This is a genomic window from Methylobacterium gossipiicola (assembly GCF_900113485.1).
Classification (GTDB): domain Bacteria; phylum Pseudomonadota; class Alphaproteobacteria; order Rhizobiales; family Beijerinckiaceae; genus Methylobacterium; species Methylobacterium gossipiicola.
In genome coordinates this window covers 41,228-60,597 of the sequence record NZ_FOPM01000008.1, presented here as the reverse complement: position 1 = coordinate 60,597, position 19,370 = coordinate 41,228, and the positions used below count along the sequence as shown (strand labels likewise).

The 19,370-nt window shown below is 69.7% G+C and carries 17 protein-coding genes; 6 read left to right on the top strand and 11 right to left on the bottom strand.

The window, feature by feature from the left end; genetic code table 11:
- The first annotated feature begins 22 nt into the window (after positions 1-22).
- The 5 genes from BM249_RS08975 to xoxJ all read left to right on the top strand — a co-directional run bounded on the left by BM249_RS08975 (position 23) and on the right by xoxJ (position 5,766).
- Positions 23-760 carry an ABC transporter permease gene (locus BM249_RS08975; protein ID WP_091971029.1) on the top strand — a complete coding sequence of 246 codons (738 nt, stop codon included), beginning with the start codon at positions 23-25 and terminating at the stop codon, positions 758-760.
- Position 761: 1 nt separating this feature from the next.
- Positions 762-1,511: an ABC transporter ATP-binding protein gene (locus BM249_RS08970; RefSeq protein WP_091971028.1), complete on the top strand. Its 750-nt coding sequence runs from the start codon at positions 762-764 to the stop codon at positions 1,509-1,511.
- Positions 1,512-2,369: 858 nt separating this feature from the next.
- Positions 2,370-4,172: a lanthanide-dependent methanol dehydrogenase XoxF1 gene (xoxF1, locus tag BM249_RS08965; protein WP_091971026.1), complete on the top strand. Its 1,803-nt coding sequence runs from the start codon at positions 2,370-2,372 to the stop codon at positions 4,170-4,172.
- A gap of 134 nt (positions 4,173-4,306) precedes the next feature.
- A complete protein-coding gene (locus BM249_RS08960) occupies positions 4,307-4,912 on the top strand; it encodes a c-type cytochrome, methanol metabolism-related (RefSeq protein WP_091971024.1) in 606 nt (201 codons plus the stop codon).
- Entirely contained in the window at positions 4,912-5,766 is an 855-nt protein-coding gene (xoxJ, locus tag BM249_RS08955) for a rare earth element methanol dehydrogenase accessory protein XoxJ (RefSeq protein ID WP_091971022.1), read from the top strand. Before BM249_RS08960 ends, xoxJ begins: the two co-directional genes overlap by 1 nt.
- A 45-nt stretch (positions 5,767-5,811) precedes the next feature.
- Here xoxJ and folK read toward each other — a convergent pair whose 3' ends face one another.
- From folK to BM249_RS08900, 11 genes are all read right to left on the bottom strand, one after another.
- Positions 5,812-6,291 (bottom strand): 2-amino-4-hydroxy-6-hydroxymethyldihydropteridine diphosphokinase, encoded by a 480-nt coding sequence (gene folK, locus BM249_RS08950; protein ID WP_091971020.1) that lies wholly within the window; start codon positions 6,289-6,291, stop codon positions 5,812-5,814.
- Positions 6,288-6,665, bottom strand: a complete 378-nt coding sequence (gene folB, locus BM249_RS08945; protein ID WP_091971018.1) for a dihydroneopterin aldolase — start codon at positions 6,663-6,665, stop codon at positions 6,288-6,290. Before folB ends, folK begins: the two co-directional genes overlap by 4 nt.
- Positions 6,662-7,435, bottom strand: coding sequence for a dihydropteroate synthase (folP, locus tag BM249_RS08940; RefSeq protein WP_177232374.1), 774 nt, complete (start codon positions 7,433-7,435; stop codon positions 6,662-6,664). Before folP ends, folB begins: the two co-directional genes overlap by 4 nt.
- Positions 7,436-7,600: 165 nt before the next feature.
- Positions 7,601-9,472 (bottom strand): response regulator, encoded by a 1,872-nt coding sequence (locus BM249_RS08935; protein ID WP_091971014.1) that lies wholly within the window; start codon positions 9,470-9,472, stop codon positions 7,601-7,603.
- 2 nt (positions 9,473-9,474) lie between these two features.
- Positions 9,475-11,229, bottom strand: coding sequence for a response regulator (locus tag BM249_RS08930; RefSeq protein WP_091971259.1), 1,755 nt, complete (start codon positions 11,227-11,229; stop codon positions 9,475-9,477).
- The gene (cheB, locus tag BM249_RS08925; RefSeq protein WP_091971258.1) at positions 11,217-12,263 is read right to left on the bottom strand and encodes a chemotaxis-specific protein-glutamate methyltransferase CheB; all 1,047 of its coding nucleotides are present in this window, start codon (positions 12,261-12,263) and stop codon (positions 11,217-11,219) included. Before cheB ends, BM249_RS08930 begins: the two co-directional genes overlap by 13 nt.
- A 38-nt stretch (positions 12,264-12,301) precedes the next feature.
- Entirely contained in the window at positions 12,302-14,491 is a 2,190-nt protein-coding gene (locus BM249_RS08920; protein ID WP_091971012.1) for a hybrid sensor histidine kinase/response regulator, read from the bottom strand.
- Positions 14,492-14,608: 117 nt separating this feature from the next.
- A complete protein-coding gene (locus BM249_RS08915) occupies positions 14,609-16,279 on the bottom strand; it encodes a methyl-accepting chemotaxis protein (protein ID WP_091971010.1) in 1,671 nt (556 codons plus the stop codon).
- Positions 16,280-16,327: 48 nt separating this feature from the next.
- Positions 16,328-16,906, bottom strand: coding sequence for a chemotaxis protein CheW (locus BM249_RS08910; protein ID WP_091971008.1), 579 nt, complete (start codon positions 16,904-16,906; stop codon positions 16,328-16,330).
- Positions 16,903-18,384, bottom strand: a complete 1,482-nt coding sequence (locus BM249_RS08905; RefSeq protein ID WP_091971006.1) for a CheR family methyltransferase — start codon at positions 18,382-18,384, stop codon at positions 16,903-16,905. Before BM249_RS08905 ends, BM249_RS08910 begins: the two co-directional genes overlap by 4 nt.
- The gene (locus BM249_RS08900) at positions 18,381-18,890 is read right to left on the bottom strand and encodes a chemotaxis protein CheW (protein WP_342029851.1); all 510 of its coding nucleotides are present in this window, start codon (positions 18,888-18,890) and stop codon (positions 18,381-18,383) included. The genes BM249_RS08905 and BM249_RS08900 overlap by 4 nt, the downstream gene beginning before the upstream one ends.
- Before the next feature lie 193 nt (positions 18,891-19,083).
- Between BM249_RS08900 and BM249_RS08895 the strand changes: the two genes are divergently transcribed.
- On the top strand, positions 19,084-19,338 hold the full coding sequence (locus tag BM249_RS08895) for a PepSY domain-containing protein (RefSeq protein WP_091971001.1): 255 nt from the start codon (positions 19,084-19,086) through the stop codon (positions 19,336-19,338).
- The last annotated feature ends 32 nt before the right edge of the window (positions 19,339-19,370 follow it).

The window sequence follows — 19,370 nt, the reverse complement described above, 5'->3', positions numbered from 1 at the left end:
GCCCGGCGCGGTCTTGAACAGCATGGGGTTCGCCACCCGTCTCGTCTCGGTCCTCGTGCTGCTGGCCGGGTGGCAGGCCGCCGCGACGGCCGCCGGTTCGCGGCTGCTGCCGTCGCCCGGCGCCGTGGTGGCATTCATCGCCCGGGAATCCGCTTCGGGAGACCTGTGGTGGAATGTCGGCCTCACGCTGACGCGGGTCGGCGCCTCCTTCGTCATCGCCATGGTGCTGGGCGTGCTGCTGGGCATCGCCCTCGGGCGCTCGCGCCGTCTCAACCTCGTCCTCGATACGCCCCTCCTCATCCTGCTCAACACCCCGGCCCTGGTCATCACCGTGCTGGCCTATATCTGGGTCGGCCTCAACGAGGGCGCGGCGGTCCTGGCCGTCGTCCTCAACAAGCTTCCCAACGTGGCGGTGATCCTGCGCGAAGGCGCCCGCGGCCTCGATCCGCAACTCGAGGAAATGGCCCGAACCTACCGATTCGACCGCCGCACCTGGATCGCCCACGTGCTGGTGCCACAGCTCCAGCCCTTCGCCGTGGCGGCGGCCCGCTCCGGCCTGTCGCTCGCCTGGAAGATCGTCCTCGTCATCGAGTTGCTCGGCCGCCCCAACGGGGTGGGCTTCGCCATCAACTACTACTTCGTCCAGAGCCTGAACGTGGCGGCCATCGTCGGCTACAGCGTCGTGTTCATGAGCGTGATGATCGCCATCGACATCCTCGTCCTCCAGCGCCTGGAAGCCCATGTCCGCCGCTGGCGATAAGATGTCCGCCGCCGGCGGTGAGGCCGGCGCGGCCCTGAGCGTCGCGATCCGGTCGAAGGTCTACGGCGCCGGCGGGCCGGAGCCCGTCGACGCCGTGAAGGATCTCGCCTTCGACGTCGAGTCGCGAAAAATCACCTGCCTCATCGGCCCCTCGGGGGCGGGCAAGACCACGACCCTGCGGATCCTGCTCGGCCTCGACACCGCCTTCGACGGAACCGTCGCGCCGCCACCGGAGAGCGCCGGCATCGCCATGGTGTTTCAGGAGCCGCGCCTCCTCGCCTGGCGCACCGTCGAGCAGAATGTCCGCCTCGCCCTGCCGCGCGCGGAGCGGGGCCGGTCCCTCGAGGCCCTGTTCGCAGCCCTCGGCCTGACGCCCTGGCGGGGGCGGTTTCCCGGCGCCCTGTCGCTGGGCATGCAACGCCGCGTCGCCCTGGCGCGGGCGCTGGCGCAGACGCCCCGCATCCTCGTCCTCGACGAGCCGTTCGTCTCCCTCGACGACGCCTCGGCGGCGGCCCTGCGCGGCCTCGTGGTCGACAGCGTCGCCGGCACCGGGGTTGGCGTCCTCATGGTGACCCACAACGTCGCCGAGGCCATCGCCATCGCCGACCGCCTCGTCCTCGTTTCGGGTCGGCCGGCGAGCCTCGTCGCCACGGTGCCCCTGGACCGCCCGCGCGAGACCCGTGACCGCGCCTGGGCCGAAGCGACCCGCGCCGACCTCGCGCACCGCTACCCAGGCATCATCGCCGTCTGATCCGGCTTCCGGCCGCTTCGCCCGACTCGCCCAGGCGCGACTGGCCGCTTTCCCGGACGAGCGGAGTCTCGCCGTGGCCACGGCCGAATGGATCGACGGGAAACCGCTCACGTCACGAGGGAACAACGCGGAAGCGTCGGGATGCGACCGTGCATGACGAACTCAGCACACGGGAAACACAACCCTTGCAAGATTGATCCACATCCATGCGACATAAAATTGCGCAATCGGTGGGCGTACGCAGCCTCGATCCGGCGGGAAACGATGCGGCGAGACAACGCATCGAGGGGCGTCGCGATCCGCCGCATCGGATTTTCGCCGCATCGGACCAATGCACGGGCGATGCGAAGCGTGGAATTATGATGCATCGATTCCGAACCGTTTTGAACGGCATCACGATCTCTTCCAATTCGGGCCCAAAAGCACCGCAGGGGGCGCATTCACCCAGCAAAATCCTCCAACTTCATGCACCTCACGCATAAATGGGCCGCCCTCTTATAAAATGCCTTGATCGACAAAAGGCTATTTTTGCGATGCAACATCTTTTGCGGCGCAGCATTAAGCGACATCCGTCAAGACTGGGGCTTCCACGGCGACCGCCTAGCCTCAGGAAACTCACATAAACTGAGTTGACGCGCCCGAGAATTTTCTTAGAGTTCATTCAAGCTTCGGTTTCGAGGGGCGCCGCAAAGGGATAGCGGACCCCGGTCAGACCGGCAGGATCAAGACCCGACAGGGCCTTCCCGCCGGTCGCCCGCTACGGAAGCGCAATATATCCCGTCGCAAACAGCAGGTCGCATCGGCCTCCGCATCGGAAGATACGCGGAGGCGGGGTGTCAAGACTTGTCGGAGGAATGCATGAGAGCGGTTCACCTTCTCGCACTCGGCGCTGGCTTGGTGGCGTCTGCCCCGGTTCTCGCCAACGAAGACGTTCTGAAGCACACGGCCAACCCGGCCGAGCAGGTGCTCCAGACCGTCGATTACGGCAACACCCGCTATTCCAAGCTGGACCAGATCAACGCCGGCAACGTCAAGCAGCTCCAGGTGGCCTGGACGTTCTCGACGGGCGTTCTGCGCGGTCACGAGGGGTCGCCCCTCGTCGTCGGCAACATGATGTACGTCCACACCCCCTTCCCGAACATCGTCTACGCCCTCGATCTCGACAAGGACGGCGTGATCGTCTGGAAGTACGAGCCGAAGCAGGACCCGTCGGTGATCCCGGTCATGTGCTGCGACACGGTCAACCGTGGCCTCGCCTATGCCGACGGCGCCATCATCCTCCACCAGGCCGACACCACCGTCGTCTCCCTCGACGCCAAGTCGGGCAAGGTGAACTGGTCCGTCGTCAACGGCGACCCCAAGAAGGGTGAGACCAACACCGCCACCGTCCTGCCCGTGAAGGACAAGATCGTCGTCGGCGTCTCGGGCGGCGAGTTCGGTGTGCGGTGCCACGTGACCGCCTACGATTCCAAGACCGGCAAGAAGGTGTGGCGCGGTTACTCCGTCGGCCCCGACGAGGAGCTGCTGGTCGATCCGGAGCAGACCACGTCGCTCGGCAAGCCGGTCGGCAAGGATTCCTCGATCAAGACCTGGGAAGGCGATCAGTGGAAGACCGGTGGCGGCTGCACCTGGGGCTGGTTCTCCTACGATCCCAAGCTCGACCTGATGTACTACGGCTCGGGCAACCCCTCGACCTGGAACCCGAAGCAGCGTCCGGGCGACAACAAGTGGTCCATGACCATCTGGGCGCGTAACCCCGACACCGGCATGGCCAAGTGGGTCTACCAGATGACCCCCCACGACGAGTGGGACTACGACGGCATCAACGAGATGATCCTCACGGATCAGAAGGTCGACGGCAAGGAGCGTGCGCTCCTCACCCACTTCGACCGTAACGGCTTCGGCTACACCCTCGATCGCGGCACCGGCGAGCTCCTCGTTGCCGAGAAGTTCGATCCGGTGGTGAACTGGGCCTCCAAGGTCGATATGGACAAGGGCTCGAAGAACTACGGTCGCCCCCTCGTCCAGGCCAAGTACTCCACCGAGCAGAACGGTGAGGATACCAACTCCAAGGGTATCTGCCCCGCCGCTCTCGGCACCAAGGACCAGCAGCCTGCGGCCTACTCGCCGAAGACCGGCCTGTTCTATGTGCCCACCAACCACGTCTGCATGGATTACGAGCCGTTCCGGGTGTCCTACACCCCCGGTCAGCCCTATGTCGGCGCGACCCTGGCCATGTACCCGGCTCCCGGCAGCCACGGCGGCATGGGTAACTTCATCGCCTGGGACGGCGTGAAGGGCCAGATCAAGTGGTCGAACCCCGAGCAGTTCTCGGTGTGGTCCGGCGCCCTCGCCACCGCCGGTGACGTGGTGTTCTACGGCACCCTCGAGGGTTACCTGAAGGCCGTCGACTCCAAGACGGGTAAGGAACTCTACAAGTTCAAGACCCCGTCGGGCATCATCGGCAACGTGATGACCTACCAGCACAAGGGCAAGCAGTACGTCGGCATCCTGTCGGGTGTCGGTGGCTGGGCCGGCATCGGCCTCGCGGCCGGCCTGACCGACCCGAACGCCGGTCTCGGCGCGGTGGGTGGCTACGCCGCCCTCTCGAACTACACCAACCTCGGCGGCCAGCTGACCGTCTTCTCGCTGCCGAACTAATCGGTCGCACGTGATCTGAAGAACTTGGGTGTCGGCGCGGATTTCTGCGCCGGCACCTTTCTGGTTAGGATTAGACAAATTATACGCAGACCGCTCGGTCCTCGGCCGACAGTGCGTTCCCGGGAGAAACGTCGTTGTATACCATCAATAGAGCCGTCCTTCGTCCGTTCGCGGCAGCCCTCGCCCTCGTATCCGCCACGGCCTTCGTGGCTCAGGCCGAGGACGCGAAGAAGGCTGATCCGGCGCTCGCTAACCAGCTCGACCCCAACGCGCCCGACAAAGATCAGAAGCTGATCGACAACTTCGCTGCCGTGAAGGTCGAGGACGGCAAGTATTTCGACAAGGAAGGTCATCCGACCTACCACATCACCAACGACGGCAAGAAGTTCGACTGGTACGCCTATTCGGGCTACCGCCGTTACCATGCCGAGTGCCACGTCTGTCACGGTCCCGACGCCATGGGCTCGACCTACGCCCCGGCCCTGAAGGACTCGCTCAAGACCATCAACTACGAGGAGTTCATCGGCATCCTCGCCGGCGGCAAGCGCGATTCGCAGGCCGGGCAGGAGCGGGTGATGCCCGCCTTCGGCGACAACAAGAACGTCATGTGCTACGCTGACGATCTCTACGTCTACTTGAAGGCCCGCGCGTCCGGCGCCATGCCGCGCATCCGTCCGACGGACAAGGAAGAGAAGCCCGAGGCCGCCCGGAAGGCCGAGAAGGAGTGCCTGGGCGGCTAATGATCCGCTCTGGCGCCCGTACCGGCCTCGCCGTCGCGCTCCTGCTCACCGCAGCAGGGGCGCGGCCCGCGTTGGCGCAATCGCTGCCCGACCTCGTCACCACCGACACCCTGCGCGTCTGCGGTGATCCGGGCAACATGCCGTTCTCCGAGCGCAAGGAGGACGGGTTCGAGAACCGGATCGCGGCGATCATCGCCGAGGAACTGAAGGTCAAGGTCCGGTATTACTGGCTGACCCAGGGGCCGGGCTTCGTGCGCAACACCCTCGGCACCGGTCTGTGCGACGTCATCATGGGGTCGGCGTCCGGCGGCGAGTTGGTTCAACACACCAATCCGTATTACCGGTCGGCCTACACTCTGGTCACCCGCAAGGGTGATCTCGATGGCGTGACACGCCTCGACGATCCCCGCCTCAAGGGCAAATCCATCGGGGTCATCGGCGGCACGCCCCCGGTGAACCGCATGGGTGAACTCGGCCTCGTAAGCGCGATGAAGGCCTATGCGCCGTATCAGCTCGATCCGGCGCGCAAGCACCAGACCATCGCGGCCGAGGTGATCTCCGATCTTGCCGAGAAGCGCATCGACGCGGCGATCCTGTGGGGGCCGGCCGCCGGCTGGCTGGCCAAGCAGAGTGGCGTCCCGATGACCGTGACGCCACTCCTCGAAGAGCCCGACCGGCCGCCGCTCACCTTCCGCATCGCCCTCGGCGTACGGATGGAGGAGAACGACTGGAAGCGGACCCTCAACACGATCCTGCGCAAGCGGCGGGCCGATATCGAGGCGGTGTTACGGGACTACGACGTGCCATTGCTGGAGGAAGAGGGCAACAAGCTCCTCAAGCCCGCCAAGCCCTGAACAATCCGAGACGGCCGGGACGCCCAAGCGCCCGGCTTCTTTCGTTCAGGTCGGGTTCCGCGTGATCCCCGTGGTGTCGAGTTTGCCCAGGGCCTGCGCCACGGTCTCGGGGCCGATGACGAGGTCGGGGGCGATCTCGGCGAGCGGCACCAACACGAAGGCGCGCTCGCGCACGAAGCGGTGCGGCAGGACGAGGCGCTCGTCCGTGATGGTCGCGCCCTCGTAGGACAGCACGTCGATGTCGATGACCCTCGGCCCCCAGCGCCGCTCGCGCACCCGGCCCATGGCGGTCTCGATGGCGAGGCCCGCCTCCAGCAGATCGTGCGGCGACAGCGCCGTCTCGATGCCGAGGGCCGCGTTGAGGAACCAGTCCTGATCGGTGTCGCCCCAGGGGGGCGTGCGGTAATCGGCCGAACGCGCCGTGATGCGGATCCCCGGCGTCACGGCGAGGCGCGCCACCGCCTCAGCGAGGGTGGCGGCCTTGTCGCCGATGTTGCTGCCGAGGCCGAGATAAGCGGTCTTCACGAGGCGTATCCGGCGCGGTGGCGGGTGATCGCGATGGCGACGCCCTCGATCACCGCCGGCACCGGGGCACTCGGCTTGTCCACCCGCACGCTCACGGACGCGACCAGGGTGTGCCGGGCCAGGATCTCGGCCGCGATGGCTTCCGCCAGGGCCTCGATGAGGGCGAAGCGCCGTTGCGTGGCGATGCGGGTGACGATCTCGGTGAGGTCGGCGTAGCTCACCGTGTGGGCGACGTCGTCGGAACGACCGGCGGGCGCGAGGTCGAGGCGGCAATCGAGGGAAACGTAGAAGCGTTGGCCGAGGCGCGCTTCTTCCTCCAGCAGCCCGTGATAGGCGAAGACCGCGATGCGCTGGACGAGGATGCGGTCGGTCATGGCTCAACCCTCATCACGGCGTCCACCACCCGCAGGGCGTCGACATGGGGGCGGACATCGTGGACGCGCACGATTCCGGCGCCGAGGGTGGCGGCCAGCACATGGCTCGCCACCGAGCCGAACAGGCGGTCGGCGGGTTTGGTCTCGGTGTCGTGCAGGCGCCCGAGGAGGGATTTGCGGGAGACGCCGACGAGGACGGGAAAACCGAGGGCCACGATCTCTGGCAGGCGGCGCAGGGCTTCGAGGTGCTGCCCCCAGCTCTTGCCGAAGCCGATGCCGGGATCGAGGACGATGTCGGCGTCGCGGATGCCGGCGTCGCGGGCGATCATGAGGGAACGCTCGAAGAACCGCAGCATGTCGGCGATGATGTCGATCTCCGGCTCCACGGTCTCGCGGTTGTGCATGATCATCACGGGCGCGCCGTGATCGGCGGCGACGCGGGCGATGTCGGGCTCGCGCTGGAGCCCCCAGACGTCGTTGACGATGCGGGCGCCGGCCGCGAGGGCGACGCGGGCCGTGGATGCCTTGTAGGTGTCGATGGAGATCGGCACGGGCAGGCGTTGGCTGAGATCGCGGATCACCGGCAGGATGCGGGCCTGCTCCTCTTCGGCCGAGACCGGCGTATGGCCCGGCCGGGTCGATTCGCCGCCGATGTCGATGAGGGCCGCGCCCTCGGCCACCAGGGTCTGGCCTTGCGCGCGAGCCGGCTCCGGATCGGCGAAGCGCCCCCCGTCGGAGAACGAATCCGGCGTGACGTTGAGGATGCCCATGACGAGGACGCGCTGCCCGAGATCGGGCAGCAGGGTCTGCAACTGCGAGGGAGGAGGGGGCACGGCGGCTCTGCGGCTGTCGGGACGGGTTGAACGTGCTTTGGCCCGATTAGCGCCGGGGGGCAACGGCTCTTCCGGAGGCTGCGGACGTCCGGGACGGGAGGCTCAGGCAGCGGGGGCGAGCAAGCGGGAAATTTCGGCCGCGAGGTCGCCGGACTCGAACGGCTTGTGCAGCACCGGCAGGTCGGGGGGGATCGGCAGGGCCTCGGCGTGGCCCGTGACGATGAGCACCGGCACCTCGGCCCAGCGCGCCCGCACGATCTCGGCGAACTCGACGCCGGTCATGCCCGGCATGGCGAGATCCACCACCACGAGGTCGAAGCTGTCCCGCTCCATCAGGGTCACGGCGGAAGGGCCATCCGCGGCCTCGCTCTCGGCATAGCCGAAGGCGTTGAGGAACGAGGCCGTCACGTGGCGCACCTCCGCGTCATCGTCGACCACGAGGATGCGGGCGGGCTGCACAGCCACCGGGGGCGAAGCCTCGGGGGCGACATCCCCTTGCGTCTCCATCCGGGTCAGGGGCAGCAGCAATTCCACCCGGGTGCCGGTGCCGACCTCGCTGTCGAGGTCGAGGCGCCCGGCCGATTGCTGGGCGAGCCCGAACACCATGGCGAGGCCGAGGCCGGTGCCCTGGCCCAGGGCCTTGGTGGTGAAGAACGGCTCGCACACCCGTTGCAGGATCGCGGGCGGAATACCGGTGCCGGTATCCGTCACCGTGATGACCGCGTAGTCGCCGTCGGCGAGATCGGGGTCGTCGCGCAGGGCCACGGTGCGGGTCGAGACCGTGATGCAGCCCCCCTCCGGCATGGCATCGCGGCCGTTGATGCACAGGTTGAGCACCGCGAGTTCGAGCTGGTCGGCATCGACGCAGGCGGCGGGGGCGGCGGGGTCGAGGTCGAGCCGCAGGGTCACGAGGCCGCCGAGGCTGCCCCGCAGCAATTCGGCCATGCCCGCGATGACGGCGTTGAGGTCGACCGCGCGGGGGCGCAGGTCGCGCGAGCGGCTGAAGCCGAGGAGGCGCTTGGTCAGGGTGGCACCGCGCTGGGCCGCCTGGGTGGCGTTGGTGACGAGGCGCAGCACCCGCGGCTGATCGGCGATCTTCGGGGTGGCGAGTTCGAGGCTGCCCAGGATGGCGGTGAGCAGGTTGTTGAAGTCGTGGGCGATGCCCCCCGCCAGGGTGCCCAGGGCCTGCATCTTGTCCGATTGGCGCAGGCGGGCTTCGAGGCTCTTCTGCTCGGTGATGTCGCGCTCGATGGTGGCGAGGTGCGCGACGGCGCCGGACGCCGCCCGGATCGGCACCCGCACCACGTGACGCCAGCGTTCGAGGCCGCGCTCGCCCGTGACCAGGAGGGTGTCCGTCGGTTGCCCGGCCGCGACGGCGGCGGCATCTGCCTCCGATGACGCATCGTCCGCATCCCCGCCGGCCTCGGCCCGCAGGGCATCCTCCGTCCGCCCGAGGCACTCGGCGACGCTCCGGCCGAGGGTTTCAGCCTTGCGGGCGTTGAGGCGCACGAAGCGGCCGTCCGCGTCCTTGAACGCGATGGCGTCCTCCGACTGGTCGAGGAGGCCCATGAGCAAGGCGCGCTCGGTGGCCAGGTCCCGGCCGAGGCAGTGGCGCTCGTAGGCTTGGCGCACAACGCCGCGCAGGAGGTCGGCATCCCACGGCTTGGTGGCGTAGCCGGTGATGCCGCCCTGGTTGAGGGCGGCGATGACGGCGCTCATGTCGGCGTAACCCGTGAGCAGGATCGCCTGAGCGTCGTGGAGGCCGCGCGCCTGCGCCAGCATGGCGTCGCCGGTCATGCCCGGCATCCGCTGGTCCGAGACGATGACGGCGATGTCGGGCTCGGCCGCCAAGATTTCGAGGGCTTCCACCGGTTTCGAGGTCGTCAGGACGCGGTATTCGTCCTCGAACAGATCTTCGAGGGCGATGAGAATGTCAGGCTCGTCATCGACGGCCAGGATCGTACCTTTGGACATGCTCACCGCGTCTGCCGGGGAATGCCGATGATGAAACAGGCTCCGCCGCCCGGAGCGGTCTCGACCGTGAGGGAGCCGCTATGCGCTTGTACGACGGAGTAGGCAATCGCGAGGCCGAGGCCGGTCCCGGCTCCCACGGGCTTGGTGGTGAAGAACGGCTCGAAAATCTTCTCGCGCAACGCTTCGGGAATACCCGGTCCGGTGTCGGAGATGCGGATCTCGTCGGTCTCGTCGGTGCTCGTGGTGAGAATCGTGATGGTGCCGGTCTCCGGCATGGCGTCGGCGGCATTGCCAAGGATGTTCATCACCACCTGATTCAGGAGCGCCGGGGTGCAGTGGATCTCCGGGCGACCCTCGAAGGTGGAGCGCACGGTGATGCGGTCGCCGAGCTTGTGCTGGATCAGGGCCAGCACCGTCTCGATGGCCTCCGGCACGTTGACGCGGGTGCGCTCGCCCTCGTCGAGGCGGGAAAATTTCCGGAGGTTGAGGACGAGGTCCTGGATGCGCGTGAGGCCCATCCGCATGGCGCCGACGCGGTCGCCGCACTTCTTCAGGCGCCGTCCCGCCTCGGCATCGTCCGGGGCCTCGATCACCTCACCGATCAACCGTTCGACGGTGCTCTGGTGGGCGAGAATGAAGGCGAGGGGGTTGTTGATCTCGTGTGCGATGCCGGCGACGAGCTCCCCGAGGGACGCCATCTTGGCCGCCTGGACGAGCTTGGCCTGGGCATCCGTGAGCTTGCGGTTGGCGGTGGCGAGGTCGGCATTGGCCCGTTCCAGGGCGCCCGCCAGGGCCGCGCGGGCTTCGGCCGCCTCGGCCTCGGCCCTGGCCCGCTCCAGGGCCCGCTCGCGGGCACCGAATTCCCCGGCGATGCGACGGTTGTCCTCTTCGAGGAGCTTGCGCCGCACGAGGCTGCGCACCCGCATCACCAGCACCTCGCCGTCGACCTTGGACACCACGTCGTCGGCGCCCGCCGCGAAGGCGGCGACGAGGAAATCCTTGGCCGGGCTGCTGCCGCTGATGCCGACGATGTGGAAGGTCGGCGTGCCGGGCTCGCAGGCGGCAGCATGGACCGCGCCGGGGGCCACGTCCGCCACCCGGGCGGCGAGCCCGGCCGCCCGGCGGGCGTCGATGGCGTGGCAGAGGGCGAGGCCGTCATAGGCGGGGCCAAGGAGATCGACGGTGACGCAATCGAACGCCGCCCCGTCCGCGTCGAGGGCAGCGAGGGCCGCCTCCGGATTTTCGGCCGCGCTGACGACGTGGCCCTCATGGGCGAGCAGCCCGGCCAGGAAGGTGCGGTAGGTGGCGCTGCCATCGACGACGAGGACGCGCCCGCGCCGGAAGCCCGAGGCGCCGGGTCCTTCCGAGGCGCCGCCCTGACGCTCGCGCAGGAGGGCGCGGATGCGCAGGATCAGGATGTCGCGGTCGGCGGATTTCGCCACGTAGGCATCGGCGCCGCTCTCCAGGCCCTGGCGCTCGCCGTCCCGCGCCCCCGTCAGCATCAAGAGGGGCAGGGCGCGGGTGCGCAGGGACAGGCGCAGTTGCCGGGCGAACTCGTCGCCGTTCATGCCGGGCAGGTGGTGGTCGGCGACCACGAGGTCGGGCAGGCGGGTGTTGAGGTGGTCGAGGGCCGCTTCCGCCGTGGCGCAACGCTCGACGGAAAAGCCATGGGATTCGAGGAGCAGGCGCAGTTCGAGGGCCTGGGTCTCGGAATCCTCCACGAGGAGGAGGCGCGGCGCGGCGCTCACGAGGCCGATCCCCCGGCGACGATCCGGGTCAGGTGGGCCGCCACCCGGTCGAGGGGCAGCACGTGGCCGGCGGCGCCCATGCGGATGGCGGCGGCCGGCATGCCGAACACCACCGCCGTGCTCTCGTCCTCCGCCACGGTGATGGCTCCGGCGCGGCGCATGTCGAGGAGCCCCGCGGCCCCGTCCTCGCCCATGCCGGTGAGGAGCACGCCGACCCCGCGCGCTCCCGCATTCCGGGCGAGGCTTCGGAACAGGGCAGTGGCGGCGGGACGCTGACCGCCGACGGGGGCGGCGTCGGTGATGCGCAGGGTGCCGCAGGGGGAGAGTTCGAGGTGGCGGTCGCCCGGCGCCACGTAGACGCGGCCGGCTTCCGGACGCTCGCCCTCCCGCGCCAGGGTGACACTGAGCCCGACGACGCCGTTCAGCCAGGCGGCGAAGCCTTCCATGAAGGCCGCGCCCATATGCTGAACCACGAGGACCGGCAGGGGAAAATCCAGCGGCAGGGCGCCGATGACGCGGGCGAGGGCGGGGGGACCGCCCGTGGAGGCGGCGATGGCGACCAGGCTCGGAGCCGCCCCGCGCGGGACGGGCGGGGGCGCGCTGAAATCCCGGGCCTTCCCGGCCCATTCGGCCCCGATGGCGCGGCGGCGGATCACCGGCACGTCGGCCATGATGCGCAGCTGCGTGCAGATCTGCGTCGCCACGGCCTCGTAACCCGCATGGGTGGTGGCGACGGGCTTCTCCACCACCGAGAGAGCACCGGCCCGCAGGGCGTTCATGGAGATCCGCAGGGACGAATCCTCGACAGCATCGGCCACCACCACGATGGGCGTCGGCTGCTCGGCCATGATCCGGCGGGTGGTCTCCAGCCCGTCGATGCCGGGCAAGCGGATATCCATGGAAATCACATCGGGCCGGGCGGTCGCGAGGGCGGCCAGGGCCTCTTCACCGGATGCCACGGCGGCCACGATCTCCAGGCGGGCATCGCGACCGACGATGTGGATAAGGAGCTGACGCACCACGAGGGAATCCTCGACGAGCATCACCCGCACGCGCGGGGCAGCGGTGGTGGAAAGTCCGGTCACAGCAATTGCCCGATGGTCTCGAGGAGGCGGCGCTGGTCGAAGCTCTGCTTGGTGAGGTAGGCGTCGGCCCCGAGTTCGAGCCCCCGGGCCACGTCCTCGGCGTCGCCCCGCGAGGTCATCAGGATGACCGGCAGGCGAGCCAGGGTCTCCTCCGCCCGGATGGCCTTGAGCAGGCCGAACCCGTCGAGGCGCGGCATCTCCACATCGGCGAGGACGAGGGCGATGGGTTCAATGCCGGCGCGCAGGCGCTCGATGGCGTCCTGCCCGTCGACGCAGACCACGACGCGATAACCGGCCGCCTCCAGGATGCCCTTCTCCAGGGTGCGTGTGGTGATGGAATCATCGACGACCAGAATGGTGATGAACTTGGGCGAACGTGACGCCGGAGCGATGGTTCCCCCCTGGATTTCCCGGGGCGGCGGCTCCAGACCGGCCTCGGCCGCGCGGGCGACGATCCCGTCCGGTTCGAGGACGAGGACGGGCCGGTCGCCGAGGATCACCGTGCCGGAAACCAGGGTCGGATCGGCGCCGACGGGCGGGGCCGGCAGGACGAGGTGGGTCCGAACCTCGCGCAAAGCCTCGACGGCCAGGACCACCCGCCGGGCACCGGCCCGCAGGACGAGGCCGGGCCGACGCCCGCCCGCCTCAGGTTCCCCCGGCGAGGCCCCTCCCAGGAGGTCTCGCAGGCCGAGGACCGGCAGCACCGTGCCCGCGCTGCCCTCGGCGGCGAGACGCAGCACCGGCCGGCCCATGGCCCGGTCGAGCTCGGACGGCGCGAAGCGGATCACCCGCTCGACGGCGGCACTCGGCAGGGCGTAGGTCGCACCCCCGGCCTCGACGAGGACCATCGGGCGCCGCGCCGCCGACAGGGGCAACGTCATGGTGAGACGCGTGCCCCAGGGGGCGCGGGGGGCGAGGCGGACCTGTCCCCCGAGGCGCCGCACGGTGTCGGCCACCACGGACAGGCCGATGCCGCGCCCCGCCAGAGTATCGACTTGCGCCGCCGTCGAGAGCCCGGCCTCGAACACCAGGGCGAGCAGCGCCTCGGGGTCGTCCTCCGGCACCGGCAGGCCGCGGCGGCGCGCCGCTTCCGCCACGCCGGCGAGGTCGGGGCCGCGTCCGTCGTCGTGGACCGCGATGACGAGACGACCGCCCTGGACGGTGACCTCGAGACCGACGGTCAGGGCCGGCGGCTTGCCGTGGGCGGCGCGGGCGGCCGGCGTCTCGGCCCCGTGGCTCAAGGTGTTGCGCAGGGCGTGCAGCACCGGGTCCTTCAGGGACTGAAGCATCGACCGCTCGATGGGAAGATCGAGGCCGCTGGTCTGGACGGCGATATCCAGACCACCCTCGCGGGCGAGTTCCCGCAGGGCCCGGGGGAAGCCGCCGAACACCGTCTCGGCCGGAACCAGGGCGAGGCGCTCGGCCTGCTCGGCTACCCGGGCCGCCGCCGCCTCGACGGCGGTGGCCACGGTCTGGCGCAGGCGCGACAGGTCGGCCGCCTCGCGGGCCAGGGCGAGGAGCCCCGTCTCGAGGCCGCGCAGATCCAGGGCGGCCGTGGTCTCGGCGCGCAGGCGCTCGGCGGCGAGGCCGAGTTCGGCCGCGCGGCGGGTCAACCGGGCCAGCCCCTCGGCAACGACGGCCTCCCCCCCGAGGGCGCCGGCGAGTTCGTGACTCGCCCGTGTCAGGGCATCGACGGCGTCGGCCGGGACACGCAGGAGGGCGCCGGCTTCGGCGGAGGGTTCGGGCGGCGTCGGCGCGGGAACGGGTGGGGGAGGAGCGGCCGGGGCGGGTGGCTCCCGTGCCGGCGGAAGAGGGCTTTCGGCGTCGAGGCAGCGGTCGAGGGCCAGCAGGGCATCGTCCGGCATCGGTGCGCCGGCTCCGTCGGTGAGGCCGCCGACATAAGCCTCGATCCGGTCGAGGGCGAGGTGCACGGCCGCCTCGGCCGACCGGTCGAGGGCGCCACCGCCCGCGACGACGCGGTCGAACAGGGTCTCCAGACGGTGGGCCACGGCTTCGACGGCCGGCAGGTCCACGGCCCGCGACGCGCCCTTGAGGCTGTGCGCCCGGCGGAACACGTCGTTCCAGTCGCGCGACTCCGCGTCCGCGGCCAAGGCGGCGCGGATCGCGTCGATATGCTCGCGATGCTCGACCTCGAAGGCCGCGAGGAGAAGTTGGCGGATGTCCATCCGGATCGTATCGGGTCTGCCTCAGGCCGGTTCCCGCAAGCTCGGAACCCGGGTGGAGTCCTTCGTCGGCCACGATCCCCGCACGGGGTGAGATCGTGGCCGCGCGGGCGGAAGGTGTCAGTGCCGGTAGCGCTCGGCCAGGGTCATGAGGGCTTGGGCGAGTTCCGTGAGATTGGCAGAGGCCGCCTCGACCTCGCGGGTGCCGGCGGCCGTCTGCTGGCTCGCCTGGCGGATGTTCTGGAGGGCGCCCATCACCTGCTCGATGCCGAGCTGCTGCTGATTCGTCGAGGCCACGATCTGCTGGAAGGTCTGGACGCTCTCATCGACCTTGGCGGTGATCTCCTCGATGGTCCGCTGCGTCGTGTCCGAGCGGGTCTTGCCGGCGGCGGCGCGCTTCACCGCCTCTTCCGTCAGCATCACGGAGGTGTTGATGCCGCGCTGGATCTCGCCGAGAATCGTGCGGACCTGCCCCGTCGCCGCCTTGGCCTGATCGGCGAGCAGCTTCATCTCCGAGGCCACGACGGCGAAGCTCCGGCCACTCTCGCCGGCCGCCGCCGCCTCGATGGCGGCGTTCAGCGCCAGGAGATGCGTGCGCTCCGAGATGTCGTTGACGGTGGTGATGATGTCGCCGATGGCCTGGGTCTTCTCGGACAGGGCGACGATGTTGCCCGCCACCGCCTCCGCCTGCTCGCGGATCGCCTCCATGGCCCGCGCCGTGTCGGCGACGGCGCGCAGGCCCGCCCGCGAGGTCTGGGCCGTGGATTGCGCCGTGGCGATCACCTCGCCGGCCCGCTTGCCGATCTGCGCGCCCGAATGGGTGATCTCGTCCACCGTGGCGGCCGTTTCCTGCACGGCGGCAAACTGCTCCTCGACGGAGGCCGCCTGCTCCTGGGCGGAGGCCCGGATCTCCGCCGCCGCCGCGTTGAGGTCCGCCGTCGCGGCCCGGTTGGTCCGGGCGAGATCGGCGAGGCCCGAGACCATGCCGTTGAGGGTCCGCCCGAGGCGGGCGATCTCGTCGTTGCCCTTCGCCTCGAGGGTGCCCGACAGGTCGCCGCCGCCGACGCGCTCGGCGAATTGCATCACCTCTTCCAAGGGCTTGACCACGCCCCGCCGGATCAGCCCCGTCACGATGATGCTGAGGAGCACGCTGGCGGCGAGCGTCAGGATCACCGACCAGAGGCTGCGATCGTAGATGTCGGCCGAGCGTTGCTGGCCGGCGGCGATGCCCTCGTCCAACGCCTCGCGCGTCCGATCGATATCGGCGAGGAGGATATCCTGCATCCGGTTGATCGTGTCGTTCTGTGCCTCGATGGCCTCGGCATCCCGGGATGCGACGGCGGCGAATTGCGGCTCGCTCACGGCCCGCAATTGCCTGAAATCGTTGGCCGCCCCGGCGGCGGTATCGCCGAGCTTCCGCCACGCCGCCGCCCGCATCGGCGACGGTGCCGTGGCGGCGTAAGTCCCGGCGGTCCGGACGATCTCGCCGAAGAGCGCCTCGGCCTCCTGGGCGACACGCCGCCAGTTGTCCACGATCTGGGAGACCTCGGAAGTCGGACGGTTTCGCATGAGCGCCGCCATCACGGCATTGCGCCGCAGCAGGCCCATGTCCCGCGTCTTGTTGCCGAGATCGTCGAGTTGCCGCGCCACCGTCAGGTCTCGCTTGACGATGGTGTTCATGTTCTCGCGCACGGCGCCGATCTGGTCGAGGGCGTAGAGTCCGAGGGCGAGGACCACCACCGTGATGGCGACGAAGCCGAGGAGGATGCGCTTTCCGATGGAGATCGACACAGGCTGGCTCAAGGCTCCGGGAAACGAACGCCGTCGCGGCGGACGGCGTCAGGACAGGTAGCGCCGCAGGAGACGCGGCAGATCGACGACGACGAAACCGGATTGCTGGCTCGGTTCCCGCTTGGATTCCCGACTCGCGACCGCTCCCGCCGGGGCATAGCCCGAAACCGTCTCGTTGCTCAAACCGGCGGTGGCCGGATCGACGAGCCCCTCGGGGGAGGCACGGTCCGCCGGATCGGCATCCGCCACGGCGAGGACCCCCTCCACCCGGTCGACCGCCAGGGCCAGGGCGGCAGCGCGCAGGATCACGAGGTGCCCGCCCTCCGGGATCACGGCGCCGCCGCGCCCGAGGGCGCGCGCCAGGGCGAGCACGCTCAGCACGCGGCCCGAGAGCGCGATGGCCCCGAGGATCGCAGCCGGAGCTCCCGGAACGGAGGTGATGGGACGCGCGGAGATCACCTGAGCCACCTGCGAGAGGGGCAGGCCGTAGCGATCGCCGCCGCAGGTGCAGATCAGGAACGAGGACGAGGGCGTCTCGCGCTCGACCGTCCTGACCCGCTCGGCCAGGGCGCGCGTCCTGGCCCGCCGCAGGGCCTGCCGGCGGAGGGTCTCGGCGGCCGGGTTCATCGCGCGGCCCCGTCGGCGGCGGACCGAATCAGCGCCGCGCTCTGCGCCAGTTCCCGCGGTCCGAGGCCGTCGGCCTCGGCGAGGCAGGCTTCGGCGGGCAGGGCTTGCCCGAGGCGGACGGCATTGTCGAGGAAACGGCGGCCCTCCTCCGGTCGCGACACGGCGAGGAGGAGGAGGCCGAGCTGGTGATGGGCCATGACGAAACCGGGGTCGAGATAGAGGGTGCGGCGCAGGGCCGCTTCGGCCTCCGCGTCGCGCCCGAGGGTACGGGCGAGGAGACCTTCGTAGTAGTGCAGGGCCGCCTCCATGGGAGCGGTCCGCAGGGCCGCGCGCACCCGGCGCCAAGCCTCGGCGGTCTCACCAGAATCGCTCAAGGCGCGGATCTCGGCGAGTGCGTCGCCCGGCGTATCGTGCGTTACGGCCTCGTCCCAAGAGGGCGCGGTCGGATCCCTCGACACGGCACGTTCCTCCACGACGGGGGCGATATCGGGGGAGGGCGCTTCGTGCGCGCCGTCGGGATCGGCGCCTTCCGCCTCGATCCACGGGAGGGCGGGCTGCCACGGGGCGGTGACGGCAGGCTTCGGCACCGCCGCGATCTCGCCGAGGCCGCCGGGGCGGTACGCGACGGTCCCGGGCAGATTCACGGGATCGAGGGTCTGGGCGAAGTCCGGGTTGGGCTCGGCATGGCCGACGAGCAACCAACCGTCCGGCCGCAGGCGCCGGCCGAGCCCCCGCACGATGCCGAGCACGACCTCCGCCTCGAAGTAGATCAGGACGTTGCGGCACAGGATGAGGTCGAACGCGTCGGTCCGGGGCGCGGCGGAACCGTCGACGAGGTCCATGAGGTTGCGGCGCTCGAACCGCACCATGCGACGATATTCGGGACGCAGGGTGTAGGTGCCCTCCCGGCCCGGTCCCGGGCGGATCGGACCGGGCACGAAGTAGCGCAGGCGCTCTTCCGGCGGCAGGGTCCGCATGGCCCAGCGGCCGTAGAGTCCGGCGCGGGCCGTGGCCAGGGCCGCCGTGCTGATATCGGTCCCGAGGATGTCGACGCGCCATTCGGGCAGGGCGGCTCCGAGAATCTCGTGCAGCAGGATGGCGAGGGAATACGGCTCCGCCCCCGTGGAGCAACCCGCGCTCCAGATCTTCAGGCTGCGCTCGGGCGCCCGGGCCGCGACGAGACCGGGCAGGATGGTGCCGCGAAGGGCCGCGAATTGCTCGGCGTAGCGAAAGAAGAACGTCTCGCCGATGGTGATCTCGGCCTCGAGGGCCGCCCATTCGGCGGGACCCGCGAGGCGATCGTCGAGGAGCCCCAGATAGGCGGCGGCCTCCGTCAGATCGTTGGCCCTGTAGCGCTTGCGCAGGCGATCCAACAGGAGATCGTCCTTGTCGGCATAATAATGGTGGCCGGTGCGCGCGATGATCCGCGCCTTGAGGGCGGGAAAGGCCGGATCGGATTCCGGGCCGGGCCGCCTCATGCGGTCGGCGGCCCGAAAGCCGCCAGGCGTGCGGCGGCGGCGCGGGTGAGATCGTCCAGTCGCTGGCGCTCCTCGGCGCCGAGCAGGCGGGCGGGATCGAGGACGTGGACCATGCGGTCGCGAAGGCCGATCTCGGCCATGACGCAGCCGTTGAGGGTTAGCGCCTCGGCCACGGGCCGGATCTCGGCCTCGGCCACCACCACGAGATCGTCGACCCGGTCCACCAGGAAGGCGATCGCCTCACCGGCAGCGAGGACGAGATGTCGATAGGGATCGTCGGCCTGCGCGCCCTCCCGCTTGGGCAAGCCGAGCAGGCGCGCGAGGTCGATCACGGGCACCGGCGTCCCCCCGAGATCGAGGAAGCCCACCAGGGGACCGCCGGCCGCCGGGGGGTTATGCAGATCGGGCAGGGGCAGCACTTCGCTCACCGCCGCTCGCGCCAAGGCGCAGGGAACGCCGGCGACGTCGAGGACGAGGAAGGCCGTGGTGGCGGGCAAGTTCTTCAACGACCCAATTTTCTTCAACGATGCACTTCTCGGGAGAAGGGTTGAGCCTCCGGCCCCTTCCGCGCGGCCTTCTTTCAGATAGAACGGAGAGCGCCATACGGGCAAACTATCGAAAGCGGATGCCCGCGTGTTTTCGCAGGTGTCTTCGAATACGTTCCGGACCGAGCATACCCGCAACGACAGGACCCCTCGCATGCCACGGATCGCCCGCCTCGCCCTTGGCCTGATTCTCTGCGCCGGTCCCGCCCTGGCGGACAATCCGGGGGCGGATTGGCTGACGCCGGCCCAGACCAAGCAGGCCCTGAAGGGCGCCGGCTACACGGAGATCCTCAAGCTCGAAGCCGATGATGGGCATTGGGACGGGGAGGGGATCAAGGACGGTCGCCGCATGAAGTTCGATGCCGATCCGCGAACCGGAGCGGTTCTAGGCGAAGTGCCCGTAGACTAATCGCGCGTTGACCCGAGCAATCGGATCGGCTA

Coding starts and splice junctions, on each gene's coding strand:
- BM249_RS08975 (WP_091971029.1), top strand. CDS start 23: ATGGGGTTCGCCACCCGTCTCGTCTCGGTCCTCGTGCTGCTGGCCGGG.
- BM249_RS08970 (WP_091971028.1), top strand. CDS start 762: ATGTCCGCCGCCGGCGGTGAGGCCGGCGCGGCCCTGAGCGTCGCGATC.
- xoxF1 (WP_091971026.1), top strand. CDS start 2,370: ATGAGAGCGGTTCACCTTCTCGCACTCGGCGCTGGCTTGGTGGCGTCT.
- xoxJ (WP_091971022.1), top strand. CDS start 4,912: ATGATCCGCTCTGGCGCCCGTACCGGCCTCGCCGTCGCGCTCCTGCTC.
- folB (WP_091971018.1), bottom strand. CDS start 6,665: ATGACCGACCGCATCCTCGTCCAGCGCATCGCGGTCTTCGCCTATCAC.
- folP (WP_177232374.1), bottom strand. CDS start 7,435: ATGGGCATCCTCAACGTCACGCCGGATTCGTTCTCCGACGGGGGGCGC.
- BM249_RS08935 (WP_091971014.1), bottom strand. CDS start 9,472: ATGTCCAAAGGTACGATCCTGGCCGTCGATGACGAGCCTGACATTCTC.
- cheB (WP_091971258.1), bottom strand. CDS start 12,263: ATGCTCGTCGAGGATTCCCTCGTGGTGCGTCAGCTCCTTATCCACATC.
- BM249_RS08920 (WP_091971012.1), bottom strand. CDS start 14,491: ATGGACATCCGCCAACTTCTCCTCGCGGCCTTCGAGGTCGAGCATCGC.
- BM249_RS08910 (WP_091971008.1), bottom strand. CDS start 16,906: ATGAACCCGGCCGCCGAGACCCTCCGCCGGCAGGCCCTGCGGCGGGCC.
- BM249_RS08905 (WP_091971006.1), bottom strand. CDS start 18,384: ATGAGGCGGCCCGGCCCGGAATCCGATCCGGCCTTTCCCGCCCTCAAG.
- BM249_RS08895 (WP_091971001.1), top strand. CDS start 19,084: ATGCCACGGATCGCCCGCCTCGCCCTTGGCCTGATTCTCTGCGCCGGT.